The organism is Aminivibrio pyruvatiphilus, from assembly GCF_004366815.1.
GTDB classification, from domain to species: Bacteria; Synergistota; Synergistia; order Synergistales; family Aminobacteriaceae; genus Aminivibrio; species Aminivibrio pyruvatiphilus.
On record NZ_SORI01000002.1, the window covers coordinates 81,687 to 95,733 of the forward strand.

A 14,047-nucleotide genomic window follows, 5' to 3' on the forward strand; every position below is an offset into this window, starting at 1 on the left:
ATGCCGCTTCATGAGGCTGCTCGTATTCTTTGATCTACCGGTAGTCAGCAAGGAAGACAGGCGGATTTACCAGAGATTCCGTAAATTCTTGCTTGCTGACGGTTACGACATGCTCCAGTTTTCAGTGTACAGCAGAATTGTCAACGGGGAAGACGGCGTTGACAAACACTTGAAAAGACTGGGGAAGAATATTCCAGGCAAGGGATCCGTCCGGTTTCTCCAGATTACTGAACGCCAGTATGCTGCAATGAAACTTCTCGTCGGCCAGAGAACAATCAAAGAAAAAAAGGTCGGAACAAGCCAGCTCCTGATCTTTTGAGGCAATTTTTTCGACGATGAAGGGGCTTGAACTTCAGTGTTCAAGCCCCTTCATCGTTAGGATATTGTAGCATTTCGGAGTGCGGCAGGGAGCTATAACGGCGAAAAAGGAGCCGCCTCCCGTTGGCAGATTGTAGCATTTCGGAGTGCGGCAGGGAGCTATAACAAGACAAACGACATATACGCCGGAGCAATAATTGTAGCATTTCGGAGTGCGGCAGGGAGCTATAACGGTCGGGGTGTTCTCCGAGAACTGCAAGATATTGTAGCATTTCGGAGTGCGGCAGGGAGCTATAACTGGCGTACTGCCGGACAAATACCCTGTTGTATTGTAGCATTTCGGAGTGCGGCAGGGAGCTATAACCGTAAATGACGCCGACCTGTTCGCGTCGTGATTGTAGCATTTCGGAGTGCGGCAGGGAGCTATAACCGAAAGGAGTGATCCCCATGAAACGCCTCGATTGTAGCATTTCGGAGTGCGGCAGGGAGCTATAACCAGAAATGCTCCACCATGTAGCGCTGGAATATTGTAGCATTTCGGAGTGCGGCAGGGAGCTATAACCTGCACCAGGACGGTAAAACACAATGTTTGATTGTAGCATTTCGGAGTGCGGCAGGGAGCTATAACGGTGCAGGAAAAACGGAGTTGGTGGGCACGATTGTAGCATTTCGGAGTGCGGCAGGGAGCTATAACTTGATTATCCTTGGTCTTCGACATTTAACGATTGTAGCATTTCGGAGTGCGGCAGGGAGCTATAACGTAAATGTGCGGCTGGACAACGTATCGGGGATTGTAGCATTTCGGAGTGCGGCAGGGAGCTATAACATCGCTCCGGATCTTCGCCGCGTAATCCGCATTGTAGCATTTCGGAGTGCGGCAGGGAGCTATAACCATGGAATTGCCCTCCACATATATGGAGAGATTGTAGCATTTCGGAGTGCGGCAGGGAGCTATAACTAGATTCTTGACACGCCCCCTACCCCCGGCATTGTAGCATTTCGGAGTGCGGCAGGGAGCTATAACCTGAACTTTCCCGCCTCCGCCAAGGTTTGCATTGTAGCATTTCGGAGTGCGGCAGGGAGCTATAACACCCTAACGTGCTTCGCCTGACCGATCCTTATTGTAGCATTTCGGAGTGCGGCAGGGAGCTATAACGGTGAACCCGGTGCGGAGATATACAGCGCAATTGTAGCATTTCGGAGTGCGGCAGGGAGCTATAACGGACAGGAAGGCGGCACGGAGCCGGGCACTATTGTAGCATTTCGGAGTGCGGCAGGGAGCTATAACAGATAGAGGCTCTCAGGGAAGCGGCGAGAGATTGTAGCATTTCGGAGTGCGGCAGGGAGCTATAACAAGCTCAGCTTCGACGAGTCGAACCGCACGATTGTAGCATTTCGGAGTGCGGCAGGGATCTATAACCGATAGTACCATCGCCCCTTCAATGAACCCGGCGGCCTTTCCGCAATAAGCTCAGATAGGCCGCCGGGCAGTTTTTGCATTCATTCTCAGTTTCCAAATCGCGGCACGGTCAAAGAAAGACGCTTTTCACGCCGACCTCAAAAAAACGGGATTGTCGCTCCCTTTCTACTGTAGCTTGGAGACGATGACCCTGTTGGTGATGCCCTTTTCCTTTTCCTCCTTGGTGGCCCTGATGATGCCGTAGAGTACGCCGGTTTCGCTTCTGTCCCATGCGATGCCCTGGCCACGGATGTTTTTCGGCAGTATTTCCACCAGCTCGATGACGGAACCCATTTTGGGAAGCCTGCATTTGTAGACTTCCGCAGGGTCGTGGCCCGACAGGTAGAGGAATCCGTCGGCTCCCCAGGAGCCTCCCGAATTGCTCATATCCTCCAGCCGTTCGAGTATTGCCTTGGGGAGGGTCCACGCTTCGAGCCACTGCCAGTTGTCGGCGAACTTGACTATGGTGGTGCATATCTTGTGCCCGTAGGGCGTTTTGTTGGGGCCGTAGGGCCTGTCGTAGTTGGCGAAGGCCACCCACCAGTATCCGTCGTGCCGGTCCACCCAGGTGGCGGATCCCCAGTGTATGCCGAAGCTGTGGTTGGCCACGTGCTCCAGGGTTGCGGCGTCCCACACCTCGATGGAGCTGGTCATGGGCCATTCGCTCCAGTTGGAATGGGCGCAGTAGATTTTTCCGTCGATGACGGCGGCGCTGTCGAGGTGAATGATGGGCCCGTCCTTGGGTCCTTCCCATTTCTTGACGAGCTTTCCGGTGGCCTTGTCGTACTTGGCGACGACCCGGTTGTCTATGGCATAGAAGTGGTGTTCATCCACTCCGATCCCCTGGTTCGCTTCCGGGACGTTGAACTCCGCGGTCTGCTTGAATTCGGCCGCTCCCGCCAGCGAAGCGAACAGCAATACAAGCCCCAAAGAAAGCAATACTGTCTTTTTCATTTTTTCTTCCTCCCCGAACCGCTCATGGTTTTTTCGGACATGGTTTCCCCTGACCGTGCCGTCAGTCAATAGGGTGAAGCTCCGGACAGGCGCCGGGGTTACCCCGCGTGGACCTTGCCTTCCTCCACCACGGTCTTTCCGTCAAGGAGCAGCCTGGGCCTGGTGATGATGCCGTCCACGTGGACGCCTGCCGCCACGGTGCCGCCGAAGGTGTCGTTGCTGCCGAGGGCGATGTGGACGGTGCCGTAGATTTTTTCGTCCTCCAGGATGACTCCGGTGACCCGGGCTTTGTCGTTGGTTCCTATGCCGAGCTCCGCCAGGTTCCGGGCCCCGGGGTTGTTTCCCAGCATTGTTTCCAGCCGTTCGGCGTCCGGCCCTTCCGCCCTGACGAGGAGGCCCTTCCGGAAGACAAGGTGCAGGGGTGCGCTGAGGACGCCGATGCCGGCGAAGGACCCGTCCACCAGGACTTCCCCTTCCGCCGTTCCCTCCACGGGGGCGATGTAGGATTCCCCCGTGGGAAGGTTCCCCGACTCTCCCCTGTTCCGGTAGATGCCGGTGCTCGGCACGCCGCTTCGGCCTTCGAGGGACATGCGGAGGACGTAACCTCCGGAGTGGAGTTCGGCGGCTCTGGCCTCCGAGAGCAGGGCCGTGACCCTGCCGGTGAGTTCGGCCACCTTGCCGTAATCCGCGGTGATGGGGCCGTGAAAGAACATGTCCTCGGTGATTTTGGGCATGGTGGCCACCCTGGCACCGGCGGCGCAGGCCCTTTTCTTCGCCTGGGTGTGGGTCAGGGACGTTCCGGTGGCGGCGATGACCACATCGGCATGCTCCATGGCGGCGGCTGCCGGGGCGAAGGGTTCTTCGCCGTTTTTGGACAAAAGGGGCATCCTGAGGGCGAGGGCTTTGGCGCCCAGGGTTCCGGCTGCCTCGAACAGGCTCTCGCCGATGCGAAGAGTGGTGTGGTCGTACAGGACCAGGAAGGTTTCACCGGGCTTCAGCCCCATGTTGTCCTCAAGAATGCGGCGGGCGACTTCCACAAAATCCATTATTCCGCCTCCTCTCCCCTTCAAACAGGGGTGTCTTTAGCCTATGAGCTCTTTTACCATGCTCGCGGCGACGCCCCTGGCGAGGAGGGCGGGCCTGTCCGTTATCTCCCGGACCAGGGAGCGGATGGCCAGGGTGTACCCTATGCAGTCCAGGACGGTGATTTCCGCCTTCCATTCCTTGAGTTCCTCCGCCGCTGCCCGGGCGGCCTCCATGGCGTTGACGTAGGGCGATGACGGCACCGCCCGTACGAAGGGGCTCAGGCTGCCCCACCGGTGTTCCGACTGCTCCACCTGCTCGGGGGAAGGGGTGAGGATGCCGATCCGCATTCCCTTGGCCACGGCCGCCACGGCGTTGAAGAGCACTTTCTGGGGGCGGATGAGGAGGCCGCCGGTTTCAAAATCGGGGAATTCCCCGGTGCACAGGAGCAGGACGACGGGAATGCCGCCGGTGAAGTGCTCCGCAATTTTTTCGTGGATCCTCGGCGTGATGTGCCGCTCGGCCACCTGGACGGATGAGCCGTCAGCGAGTCTCGTCACGAGGACGTAGTCTCCTTCCCGGGGAGCGAAGGAGGCGATTATTTCAGGGGAAAGACCGTCCAGGGCGCCCGCTTCCCGTATTTCGATGTCCGGGCCCAGGATGGAGGCCACGTCGGGAATGACGTCAGTTCTCGGAGACTGTCCTATGGTCACCGTTCCAATCACTTTTTTCATCGGAATCCCTCCCGAATTGAGTGTTCCGCCCGTAGACGCACCCGAGGTGCCACGGACGGCCCGGGCCGCACCGGAGGCATTCTTCCATGGATGACGGTATTCCGCTGGTTACGGCCCCCTTTATGTTCCGCAGCAGCCCGAGGAGGGCCCGGATGGTTTCCTCCGAGCCGTCCTCGACTAAAAAGGTGGAAGCACCCTCGGCCCCGGAAATTCCCCCTCTCCCCACGAGCCACCTTCTGGGCCAGCCGAGCAGGGCGAGGGCGTCCAGTTCCGTCACCACCCTGCCGGGGACGGGCACGAGGCCGACTGCCATGCCCATGGCCCATACGGAGGCTTTCCGCCCCGCGTTCCCGCAGGCTTCCCTCAGGGGGACGGGAGAGAGCTTTTCAAGCCCTGCGGCCACATAACACCGCACGCCCTCGGATTCGAGGGCAGGTATGACGCTGCCGGGTTCTCCGCAGAGGTCCTTCCCGGCCATCATGGCGGCGCCTCCCCAGGGATCGATGAGGTTGGCGCCGCAGACGCACACATCGTCAGGGCCCATTTCCCGGGCGATCTCCGCCAGCCTTCCGTCCGCCTTTTCGGCCATACCCCTTCTGAGCAGAAGGGAATGGGCGCCCTCCGGCTCCGCCGCCCCGGAGGAAACCGTTCCCCTGGGAGTCACCCTGCCGGAAATCCTCAGGGGCTGCCCGCAGAGTTCTTCGGACAGGGCGGAGACCGTGGTACCCCCCTTCAGGAGGATCATCCCGTCCGACAGGGCCTTCCGGACCTCGGGCAGGGACGCTATGGCTTTGGCTATGAGCCGCTTCCCCTCGGATACGGTGAGGGTGAACTGGCACTTCATGACGGTCAGCCGGTGGTTCTGCCCATGGTCTGGAGATGGACCATGGACCCGTACAGGTCCACCATGCGCCTGAACTCCTCCTCGCTGCAGAAGCTCAGCTTTCCTTCGCCGAACTCCTTGGCGGCCTCGATGACGAACCGCACCGCCGCCTCGATATCCACCACCTGGGACGATCCCGTGGCGCACCCCGGTACGGCCGTTTCCGCCGTCAGGGCGATCCCCACCACCGGCGCCTTCGTGGCGGTGCAGGGCTGCAGTATGCTGTTCAGGTGGTAGAGGCCGTTGCCGTAGGGCGTTATGTCCTGGGTGGTGATGGGGAACACCACGGGGGCCCGGCCGGTGACGCTTGCCATCAGGGAGAGAAGGTCTTCGCTCACCCTGAGGATATACCCCTCCCTCACCGTGGGGGAGAGGGCGAACCCCCTGCAGTTGATCACCCGGTTTCCCCTGGTGGTGTCGATGGAAAGCACGGCGTCGAGTTCATCGCTCATTTCCTCGCCGTTGGCGATGGCCATGTTGATGGGCGAGTCCATGAAGGGGACCGGGTCGTGGGGCCGGGTGGGGGCGTTGGGGCAGATGTGGGTGGAGATGAACACGTCTCCGGCCAGGACGTCCCCCAGGCTCGCCATCCGGCCGAGCTTCATGGCCGCCGCCACCGCCGCGACGGCGCCGTCCCCGTCAGAGACGAGGCCTATCCGCTCCGGCCGGGCGCCGATTCCTCCCAGGCGACCCACGATGCCGAGGGTGGGAGCTTTTCCCCCTCCCCGTTTTCCGCTCTTTCCGGAGAACCAGACCTTGATGAAGTCCGTGTGGCCTTTCGGTCCCTCCACTTTTTTCACGGTGATGCTGCCGGCGCTGACGCCTGCGGCAATCAGGGCCTCCCGCACCGACTCCCCCGACGCCGACGGGCTGTCGAGGAGTTCGTAGGCTTCAATGGCATATTTCAGGGACATGGGATCTTCCCCTCCTATCTGATGTATTCCACTATTTTCTTACCCACCACGGGCTCGATTTCCTCCATGAGTTCCATGCACCGCATGCCCTCACCCAGGATGAGCCGGTCGGCGGGGACGACGAAAAGAATGACGGTCTGCCCTTCCTTTACTTCCGCCGTGGTGACGGGAAGCCCGGACCCGGCGTCGAGGGTCATGATGAGGTCGGGAAAGGTGGCAAGCCGTTCGCCCCTGCTCTCCAGCGTCATGTATTCGTTCCAGAAGGTGGTTTCGAAGTCCCCCACGATGACGGAGCCGCTGTCGAACCCGCCCCTGGTGACGATCTCCTTCCGGGCCACCGCCCCGGTGACCATGTGCTCACCGCCGAGGAAATTCAGGATGGAGGCGAGGACGACATCCCCGCCCCGGGGCATGGCCTTTCTCATCCGCTCCCCCAGGTCCATGGCCTGCCGGAGGGCGCCGCAGGCGCCGTGCGCCCTCGCGTAGGACGCCGCCACCGGGTTCCGGGCCACGGCGACGAGGCCGCCGGATTTGTCCGCCGCCGCCCGGATCATGGAGGACGCGCTGCCGAGCTTCCCCGCCACGTGCAGTTCCAGGTAGAGCCCCTTCTCCCGGTCTCCGCCGGCGGCGGACTGGCGGGAGACGTACCCGGGGTCCCTGTGGAGCCCCATGGAACCCATGACTCCCGTGGGATGGGCCCTGCCGTTGCAGAGGGCGTCCACCACCGGCAGGCCCATGAGGGCAGCGGGAACCCATCCGTTGGTGATGGAGCTTCCGCCGCACTCGTTGGGTATGAACCCTCCCGGCGCCGGGCAGCCGTTTTCTTTCAGTATTTCCACGACCCGGACATAGTCCTTCGGCTCCACCCGCGCTTCCGCCGCAGCGGGGGCCCCGACGGCCGATCCGGTGATGAGCACCGTGTCCGGAGGGATGTCGTCGATATCGGCCAGGACCACCTCTCCGGCCTCCAGGGCGCCCCTGAGGTTGAGGCGCCCCTTCTCCATGCTGCCCCCTCCGCCGCCTCCCAGGACTGCTCCGCCCAGTATGGCGGCTTCTCCCGTTTCTTTCGTTATGGGTCTTTTCGCCACCGGCTCTCTCCTCCTCTTCAGCCCAGGACGGTCCACGCCGCAGCGGCCTGGGCCCTCACGGGATCGATGACGGGCATGCCGGTTTTTTCCCTGAGGATCCCGGCCGCCCCGATGGTGGACATGCCGGTGCAGGCAAGAACGAGCATCCTCGCTCCCCTTCCGGCAAGTAACCGGCCTGCGGCGACCAAAGCCTGCATGCCTTCGGGCTTCATAAGGTCCAGCGTGGACTCCACCCCTTCGGGCACCGCATCCGCCGCGAGGTTTTTTCCCAGAATGCGGCTCATGGCCTCCGGCACAATCTTCGTAATGCCAAGAACGCCCACCGGCAGGCCGGTGATCAGGGCGGCCGATGCGGCCGCCCTTCCTGCGCCGATGACGGGAATCCGGAGGGACCGGGAGGCCTCCTCCACCGCCGGGTCGCCTGCACAGCTCACGATGACCGCATCCATCCCTTCCCGCTCCATTTCCTTCGCGAGGGCGAGCACCTTGGGGACGGCGATCCGCTCCGTCTCCCCGTCGTGAATTCCTTCGGGCTGGTCGGGGATGCAGCGGGAAACCACGTCGAAGCAGGGGAAATACTGCATAACGAGCTCGCCGTGAAGGTTCAGGAGCTTTTCATCCGGCGTGGTCAGCACGCGGATGAGGCCGATCCGTTGTTTTGTCATTACAGGAAGCTCCTTATGAGGGCGTTCACGAACCCGTAAATGCCGTCGCCCGCCACGAGGCCGCCGCCGTAGATCTCAAGCTCCGGCTTGAAGTTCTTTTCAAGGGGAAGCCTGATGAGAAGGGCCACCAGGAGACCGACGCCGTAAATGGGGTTGCGGATGAGCAGCCCCGTGGCGAAGAGGATCCCCAGGGCTTTTTTCGCCCCACCCGCGAACTGCAGTGCCGCGCCGAAGACGCTGGCGATGACGAGCTGCCTGAGAATTTCCGGGTTCAGCCCCGCCTTGACCGTGGCGGCGAAGACCTTGCTGACCGGGGGTACCATGTCGAGCTTGAAGTGCATGTTCATCAGGAGGGCCGTCACGCCCACGGCGATGAAGGCGCCGATCAGCTCGGAGATGACCTGCTGCCGCCGTCCGTCCATTTCGTATGCGGGGTCGCTTCCCCTGCCCCGGACGATCCAGCCGGTCTTGAGGTCATAGCCCATATCGGCGAAACAGGGGCCCGTGCTGGCCACATACCCGGTGAGAAGGATCAGGGCGTGGGGAGGGAACCCCATGAACACGCCGAGGCTCAGGAAGATGATCGTCACGGCGAATCCGGGGAACCATCCGGAGTGCATGGCGGAAAGGCCCACGAGGATGGGCGCGACGATGGCCGAGAAGGTGCACCACAGTACCCAGATCACGAGCTTCTCCATGGGCATTTCGGTCCAGATTCCGCTCATGACCGCCAGCACCACCGCGCCGAGGGCGAAGAGGACGATGTGGGCGGACAGGGTCTTTTTCACCGTTTCGGGCGAAACGGTGTACTGTTCGGCGGCCTCTTCCCCCGCAGGAGCGGACGGCTTCCTGTGCCGGAAAATAATCACCATGGCCTGGACCAGGGAGATGGCTCCGGCGCCGATCATGACGCCGTGGGGAATGTAGGTCTTGCCGAGGTCGGTGACGTTTTCAAAGCCGATGCCCGCAAGAATGGGTCCGGCCCAGGGAGCGATATGGTGAAAATATCCCCGGACCAGGAGGCCGATGGCCAGGGCCAGCATGGCGTAGACGTTGGCTATGAAGGCTATGCCGACACCCGCCATGGGAAGGCCCGCTATGCCCAGCGCCGGGAAGGTGAAGAGCTTGCTGCTGCCGAGGGCGCCGAGGAAGACGCCGAGAAGAAGGTGCTTCCCCTTTCTGCCGCCTTCATCCCCCGCGATGAGGGCCTGGGCGGTGGCGATGCCCGGAGGCCAGGTGCCCGTGGCGGGAAAGAGTTCCGAGTCGAAGAGGCGGTACACGAGGTGCATGCCGATGAGCGTGGCAAGGCCCGACCCGAGGAGCATGGGTATGACGAGGCTCAGGTCGCCGTAGGCGTAAAAGATGGCCACGGCGAGGAGGGTGCAGTTCGCAGCCGCGAAGCCTGCTCCGGACGTCATGGTCTGGACAAGGTTCTGGCGGTCCAGGGACCGGAACTTGTGCATGGCCTGGAAAGGCATCCTGGCAAGAGACATGGCGATAAGGGCTCCGATGATGGAGGTATTCGGCGTGATCCCTATTCTGGAGATTATCTGCATGCAGATGACCGCCGAGAGCGCAGAAACCAGAAGGCTCAAGATGAGCGTTTCCTTTTCAAGGGCCTTCACATGCTGCCTTTTTTCCGTGCTTTCCATTTCTTTCATCCCCTCTCCTCGATTTGCCTGAAACTTCCACTTCCTCTGAAACGCATTTTTCAAAAAACCATGCAATAATTGTACAAGCCCCGCCCGGGTTTTACCAGATGCATTATGCAAATCTTCCCCACTTTCAAAAATTTTCCTCCCGGCCTTTCAGGTTTTCAAAGGCTCCCCGGCCGGCTATCTCCGCCTCCCTTTCACCGCAAAGAAAATGCGGCTTGTTTAAAAGGCGGCAATCTTATATAAACTTTCATCAGAGGAGTCTTTCAGTCTGCACGTCGAGTACCGGAAGGAGGAAAGCCCGATGAGAAGAACAATGGTTTTTTTGATTGCCGCCGCTCTGGCGGCGGGGTTTCTGTCAGTTCCTGCCTGGGGTGCGGAGGTTCCCGGCCCGTGCGGGCTTTTTGCGCAGGCGGATGCGGAGGCGCTGTTCAGCGAGCCCGTGTCGCCGGGGGTTTCCCGGGAAACGGTTGCCCCGGCGGGGAAGAGCTGCAGGTATTCTTTCAGGAAGGACGGGTCTGTGTACGGAGTGACGCTCAGGGTCTGCACCACGGAGGAGATCGCCGCCGAGGGTATTTTCGGCTCGGCGGGGGATGTGTTCAGCCGCCAGATCGGAGCGCGGACCAGGCACGAAGAAGCCTCGAAGACGTTTCTGGAAGTGGGGGTGCCGGGAGCGGAAGCTTTCTGGGAGGGGACTGCACTGTGGGTGCTGAAGGGAGAGGTGCTGTTTCTTCTGACCGTTCATTCGCCCCTGGCGGGGTCCTTCAAAACCATGGATGAAATGAACGCCGCCCAGGAGGAACAGAATCTCGCCCTGGCCCGCAAAGCCGCCGTAGTCATCGCGGGAAGGCTGAAATGAGAGAGGAAGGGCAGGGGGATTTTCTTCTTTTTTCTTCTGGAATATTGCTGAAGGAAAAGAGGCTTCTTCTTCAACATTCATGGTAAAATTGTTACATTCAATTGTTACATACAATTGCACCATACATTATATCTTCGGCACCTTGACAACCGGGTCCTTGATTGCACGAAACTGCAGGCCCCCTGTTGTATACCCGTACGGCTCACCGCCGAAGGGCAGGGGGTCTTTCTGAACACACAGTTTTTTTCAGATGTCTTTGCTCCTCCGGAGTACCAGAAAACATCACCTGCAGGTCAAGCAAACAGCACCGGTTCTTCCCCAAGAAACACAATCACAACCGAATACCGCACCTCCAGCCCCCTGTACCTCCGCTTCACAGGACAAAAACCCTCAAGGTCTGCTGCCGGACCTTTCTTTCCGACCTCACCCGTTTTTATCAGAAAGCAGAATACTCACGAAAGGGTGTCATTGTATGCTGATTTTGATTTCCGATGCTTTTGATCCCAGCCTGCCTGAAAGACTTTCGGTCTTCGGAGAAGTGACGGAAGACAGGAATCGCCTTGCGGAAGCGGATGCCGTTCTGGTCCGGAGCAAGACGAAGTGCACCAGGGAGTATATCGACGGCGCTCCGAACCTGAAGCTGATCATCCGGGGAGGGGTGGGCACCGACAACATCGATACAGCCTATGCCCTCGGGAAGGGCATTGTCGTTAAAAACACGCCGAAGGCTTCCGCCATTTCCGTGGCCGAGGTCGCCTTCGCCCTGATGATTTCGGTCCCGAACCAGCTGGTCACGGCGCACGTCGCCATGACCGAGGGTCGGTGGCTGAAGAACGAGATAAGGAGAACCGAGCTGTTCGGAAAAACCCTGTGCCTGGTGGGCATGGGCAACATCGCCCGGGAGATGGCCCTCAGGGCCAGGGCCTTCGGGATGAAAACCATCGCCTGCAGAAAATCGGGGCTTCCGAGCGATTTCGCGGAAGTGCGGGGCTCCCTGAAGGAGGCCTTTTCCGAGGCGGACTACATTTCCCTCCACGTTCCCCTGACGGACGAAACACGGAACATGATCAACCGGGAAAGCATCTCCTGGATGAAGGACGGCGTTGCAATAATCAATACGGCGAGGGGAAAGTGCGTGGTCGAGGAAGACCTGGCGGCTGCCCTGGAGAGCGGCAAGGTAGGGGCCTATGCCTCTGATGTCTGGTTCTCCGATCCCCCTTCCCCGGACTGCCCCCTGCTGAAGGCGCCCAACGTGACCATGACCCCCCACATAGGGGCGAACAGCGAGGAGAACCTGCTTCGAATCAGCGATGAAGTCTGTGAACTGATACATCATTTCGTCAAAGGAGACCTGAAAGGATGAGAAAATTTAATTTTTCGGCCGGCCCGGCGGTTCTGCCCCTGCCGGTGCTGGAGGAAGTAAGGGATACGCTGGTTGACTACAGGGGGAACGGCTTGTCCCTCCTCGAGTGCAGCCACAGAAGCAAAATGTACGAAGACGTGCACAACGAGACGATTTCCCTGTTTCAGGAACTGCTCGGCCTGCCCGAGAGCCACAAGGTCATTTTCCTGGGGGGCGGCGCAACGCTCCAGTTCTCCATGGTCCCCATGAACTTCCTGACGCCCGGGAAGGCCTGCGACATGGTGGTCAGCGGCGCGTGGGCGAAAAAGGCCCTTTCCGACGCCAAAAAGATCGGCGACGTGAAGGTGGTCTTCGACGGCGCCGAAACGAAGTACACCACCCTTCCGAAATCCGATACCATCTACAACCCGGACGCGGCCTACGTCCACATCACGTCGAACGAGACCATCGGGGGCCTGCAGTGGAAGACCTTCCCCGACACGGGCGACGTTCCCCTGATAGCGGACATGTCGAGCGACATCATGAGCACCCCCCTTCCCGTGGAGAAATTCAGCATGATCTACGCGGGCGCGCAGAAGAACCTGGGCCCTTCGGGAGTCGCCGTGGCAGTCATCCACGAGAAGCTCCTCGAACGGTGCCCCAAGTCGCTGACCGCCTATCTGAACTACGGCATCCACTCCGAGAAGAATTCGCTCTACAACACTCCCCCCGTGTTCTCCATCTACATCATGATGCTTGTCCTGAGATGGGTGAAGGCCCAGGGCGGGGTGGCGAAGATGAGCGAGCTTTCGTCCCAAAAGGCGGGGGCCATTTACCGGGAGATTGATTCCAGCGGGGGCTTCTATTCCTGCCCCGTGGAGAAGGAGAGCCGTTCCGTGATGAACGTCATTTTCCGCCTGCCCTCCGAGGAACTGGACAAGAAATTCCTGAAGGAGGCGGAGGCACTGGATATGATCGGGCTGAAGGGGTACCGTGATGTGGGAGGATGCAGGGCATCCCTCTACAACGCCATGCCCCTGGAAGGAGCCCTGACCCTGGCCGGCTTCATGAAGGACTTCGCGGCGGCCAACGGGTAATACAAGGCGTTTACGGCGTTCCTCAAGCCGGTTTAAAGAGCGGCGCACAAATAAATCACGAAAAGGAGATGGAAAAATGAAAAAAGCGATCCTGGTTCTCATGATGTTTCTTTTCTGCGTAACGTCTGTTGCGGCAACGAGCGGCGAGGCCCTCGCCTCGGCATCGTATCTCATGGCCACAAGCAGCGCCACGGGCAACTATTACCGGTTCGGCAGCGTCCTTGCCCAGATCATCAGTGCGAAGGCCGGAGTGAGCATCACCGTCACGTCCAGCGGCGGCTCCATCGAAAACGCGCGGCTCCTTGGAAGCGGGGAGAACGAGTTCGCCCTCATCCAGACCGACGTGAACCACTATGCGCTGACGGGAACCGAGCAGTTCGCCGGCAAGCCGATCAGGGGCTTTTCGGCCATCACCGCCCTGTACCCCGAGATGGTGCAGATCGTGGTTTCCAAGAAGAGCGGCATCCAGAGCGTTCTTGACATGAAGGGCAAGAGGATCTGCGTCGGCGCCGCGGGAAGCGGCTACGAAGTGGCGGCCCGCCAGGTGCTGCTGGCCCACGGCATGACCTACGACGACATCGACGAGCGCTTCCTTTCCGCTTCCGAGGGCAAGAACGCCCTTCAGGACGGCCAGATCGACGCGTTCTTCATGTGCTCGGGCTATCCGAACTCCAACGTGGTGGAACTGGGCCTCACCGGCGGCATCGACGTGATCAGCATCGCCCCGGAGTATGTGAAGAAGCTCACGGAGATGTACCCCTTCTACTCTCCCTACACCACTCCCGATGACGACCAGTACAAGATCGGCCACACCGTGGACAGCGTGTCCGTCATGGCCATGCTCGTGGCCCGGGACGACGTTCCGGAAGATGTGATCTATAACGTCACAAAGGTGCTCTATGAGAATCTCGACGAGATCAGGCTGCTGAACAGCAGAGGGAACTACATGACCCTCGAGGGAGCCTTCAGGGGCATCGGCGGCAACGTCCATCCGGGAGCGGCCCGCTTCTACAGGGAAAAAGGGATGACCGTGCCCTCCAAGGACCTGTAAACCCT

Annotated in this window: 13 protein-coding genes and 1 CRISPR repeat array; of the genes, 5 read left to right on the top strand and 8 right to left on the bottom strand. The window is 60.2% G+C overall.

Annotation, left to right across the window (positions count from 1 at the left end; genetic code table 11):
* Positions 1-10 precede the first annotated feature (10 nt).
* The gene (cas2, locus tag C8D99_RS02210) at positions 11-319 is read left to right on the top strand and encodes a CRISPR-associated endonuclease Cas2 (protein WP_208321040.1); all 309 of its coding nucleotides are present in this window, start codon (positions 11-13) and stop codon (positions 317-319) included.
* Between the two features lie 63 nt (positions 320-382).
* Positions 383-1,738: a CRISPR direct-repeat array (repeat unit 36 nt; unit sequence ATTGTAGCATTTCGGAGTGCGGCAGGGAGCTATAAC).
* A 165-nt stretch (positions 1,739-1,903) separates the two neighbouring features.
* On the opposite strand, the gene C8D99_RS02215 is transcribed toward cas2, so the two are convergent.
* The 8 genes from C8D99_RS02215 to C8D99_RS02250 all read right to left on the bottom strand — a co-directional run bounded on the left by C8D99_RS02215 (position 1,904) and on the right by C8D99_RS02250 (position 9,690).
* Positions 1,904-2,731: a cycloisomerase gene (locus C8D99_RS02215; RefSeq protein WP_133955942.1), complete on the bottom strand. Its 828-nt coding sequence runs from the start codon at positions 2,729-2,731 to the stop codon at positions 1,904-1,906.
* A gap of 98 nt (positions 2,732-2,829) precedes the next feature.
* Positions 2,830-3,777, bottom strand: coding sequence for an aminopeptidase (locus tag C8D99_RS02220; protein ID WP_133955944.1), 948 nt, complete (start codon positions 3,775-3,777; stop codon positions 2,830-2,832).
* A 36-nt stretch (positions 3,778-3,813) separates the two neighbouring features.
* The gene (locus tag C8D99_RS02225; protein ID WP_133955946.1) at positions 3,814-4,488 is read right to left on the bottom strand and encodes an AroM family protein; all 675 of its coding nucleotides are present in this window, start codon (positions 4,486-4,488) and stop codon (positions 3,814-3,816) included.
* The gene (locus C8D99_RS02230; RefSeq protein WP_133955949.1) at positions 4,439-5,332 is read right to left on the bottom strand and encodes a sugar phosphate isomerase family; all 894 of its coding nucleotides are present in this window, start codon (positions 5,330-5,332) and stop codon (positions 4,439-4,441) included. The genes C8D99_RS02225 and C8D99_RS02230 overlap by 50 nt, the downstream gene beginning before the upstream one ends.
* 5 nt (positions 5,333-5,337) lie before the next feature.
* A complete protein-coding gene (locus C8D99_RS02235) occupies positions 5,338-6,285 on the bottom strand; it encodes a DUF1177 domain-containing protein (RefSeq protein ID WP_133955951.1) in 948 nt (315 codons plus the stop codon).
* A gap of 14 nt (positions 6,286-6,299) precedes the next feature.
* Positions 6,300-7,373, bottom strand: a complete 1,074-nt coding sequence (locus C8D99_RS02240; RefSeq protein ID WP_133955953.1) for an S-methyl thiohydantoin desulfurase domain-containing protein — start codon at positions 7,371-7,373, stop codon at positions 6,300-6,302.
* Positions 7,374-7,390: 17 nt separating this feature from the next.
* Entirely contained in the window at positions 7,391-8,038 is a 648-nt protein-coding gene (locus C8D99_RS02245) for an aspartate/glutamate racemase family protein (RefSeq protein ID WP_133955954.1), read from the bottom strand.
* Entirely contained in the window at positions 8,038-9,690 is a 1,653-nt protein-coding gene (locus C8D99_RS02250) for an OPT/YSL family transporter (RefSeq protein WP_133955956.1), read from the bottom strand. The genes C8D99_RS02245 and C8D99_RS02250 overlap by 1 nt, the downstream gene beginning before the upstream one ends.
* Before the next feature lie 307 nt (positions 9,691-9,997).
* On the opposite strand from C8D99_RS02250, the gene C8D99_RS02255 reads away from it, so the two are divergent.
* The 4 genes from C8D99_RS02255 (at position 9,998) to C8D99_RS02270 (ending at position 14,042) form a co-directional block, all read left to right on the top strand.
* Positions 9,998-10,552: a hypothetical protein gene (locus tag C8D99_RS02255; RefSeq protein ID WP_133955958.1), complete on the top strand. Its 555-nt coding sequence runs from the start codon at positions 9,998-10,000 to the stop codon at positions 10,550-10,552.
* 472 nt (positions 10,553-11,024) lie between these two features.
* Positions 11,025-11,915, top strand: coding sequence for an NAD(P)-dependent oxidoreductase (locus tag C8D99_RS02260; RefSeq protein WP_133955960.1), 891 nt, complete (start codon positions 11,025-11,027; stop codon positions 11,913-11,915).
* Positions 11,912-12,991, top strand: coding sequence for a 3-phosphoserine/phosphohydroxythreonine transaminase (gene serC / locus C8D99_RS02265; RefSeq protein ID WP_133955962.1), 1,080 nt, complete (start codon positions 11,912-11,914; stop codon positions 12,989-12,991). Before C8D99_RS02260 ends, serC begins: the two co-directional genes overlap by 4 nt.
* Positions 12,992-13,067: 76 nt before the next feature.
* Positions 13,068-14,042: a TAXI family TRAP transporter solute-binding subunit gene (locus C8D99_RS02270; RefSeq protein ID WP_133955964.1), complete on the top strand. Its 975-nt coding sequence runs from the start codon at positions 13,068-13,070 to the stop codon at positions 14,040-14,042.
* The last annotated feature ends 5 nt before the right edge of the window (positions 14,043-14,047 follow it).

Bases quoted from the DNA above. Each gene is read 5' to 3' on its own strand.
- cas2 (WP_208321040.1), top strand. From the start codon at position 11: ATGAGGCTGCTCGTATTCTTTGATCTACCGGTAGTCAGCAAGGAAGAC.
- C8D99_RS02215 (WP_133955942.1), bottom strand. From the start codon at position 2,731: ATGAAAAAGACAGTATTGCTTTCTTTGGGGCTTGTATTGCTGTTCGCT.
- C8D99_RS02220 (WP_133955944.1), bottom strand. From the start codon at position 3,777: ATGGATTTTGTGGAAGTCGCCCGCCGCATTCTTGAGGACAACATGGGG.
- C8D99_RS02225 (WP_133955946.1), bottom strand. From the start codon at position 4,488: ATGAAAAAAGTGATTGGAACGGTGACCATAGGACAGTCTCCGAGAACT.
- C8D99_RS02230 (WP_133955949.1), bottom strand. From the start codon at position 5,332: ATGAAGTGCCAGTTCACCCTCACCGTATCCGAGGGGAAGCGGCTCATA.
- C8D99_RS02235 (WP_133955951.1), bottom strand. From the start codon at position 6,285: ATGTCCCTGAAATATGCCATTGAAGCCTACGAACTCCTCGACAGCCCG.
- C8D99_RS02245 (WP_133955954.1), bottom strand. From the start codon at position 8,038: ATGACAAAACAACGGATCGGCCTCATCCGCGTGCTGACCACGCCGGAT.
- C8D99_RS02250 (WP_133955956.1), bottom strand. From the start codon at position 9,690: ATGGAAAGCACGGAAAAAAGGCAGCATGTGAAGGCCCTTGAAAAGGAA.
- C8D99_RS02255 (WP_133955958.1), top strand. From the start codon at position 9,998: ATGAGAAGAACAATGGTTTTTTTGATTGCCGCCGCTCTGGCGGCGGGG.
- C8D99_RS02260 (WP_133955960.1), top strand. From the start codon at position 11,025: ATGCTGATTTTGATTTCCGATGCTTTTGATCCCAGCCTGCCTGAAAGA.
- serC (WP_133955962.1), top strand. From the start codon at position 11,912: ATGAGAAAATTTAATTTTTCGGCCGGCCCGGCGGTTCTGCCCCTGCCG.
- C8D99_RS02270 (WP_133955964.1), top strand. From the start codon at position 13,068: ATGAAAAAAGCGATCCTGGTTCTCATGATGTTTCTTTTCTGCGTAACG.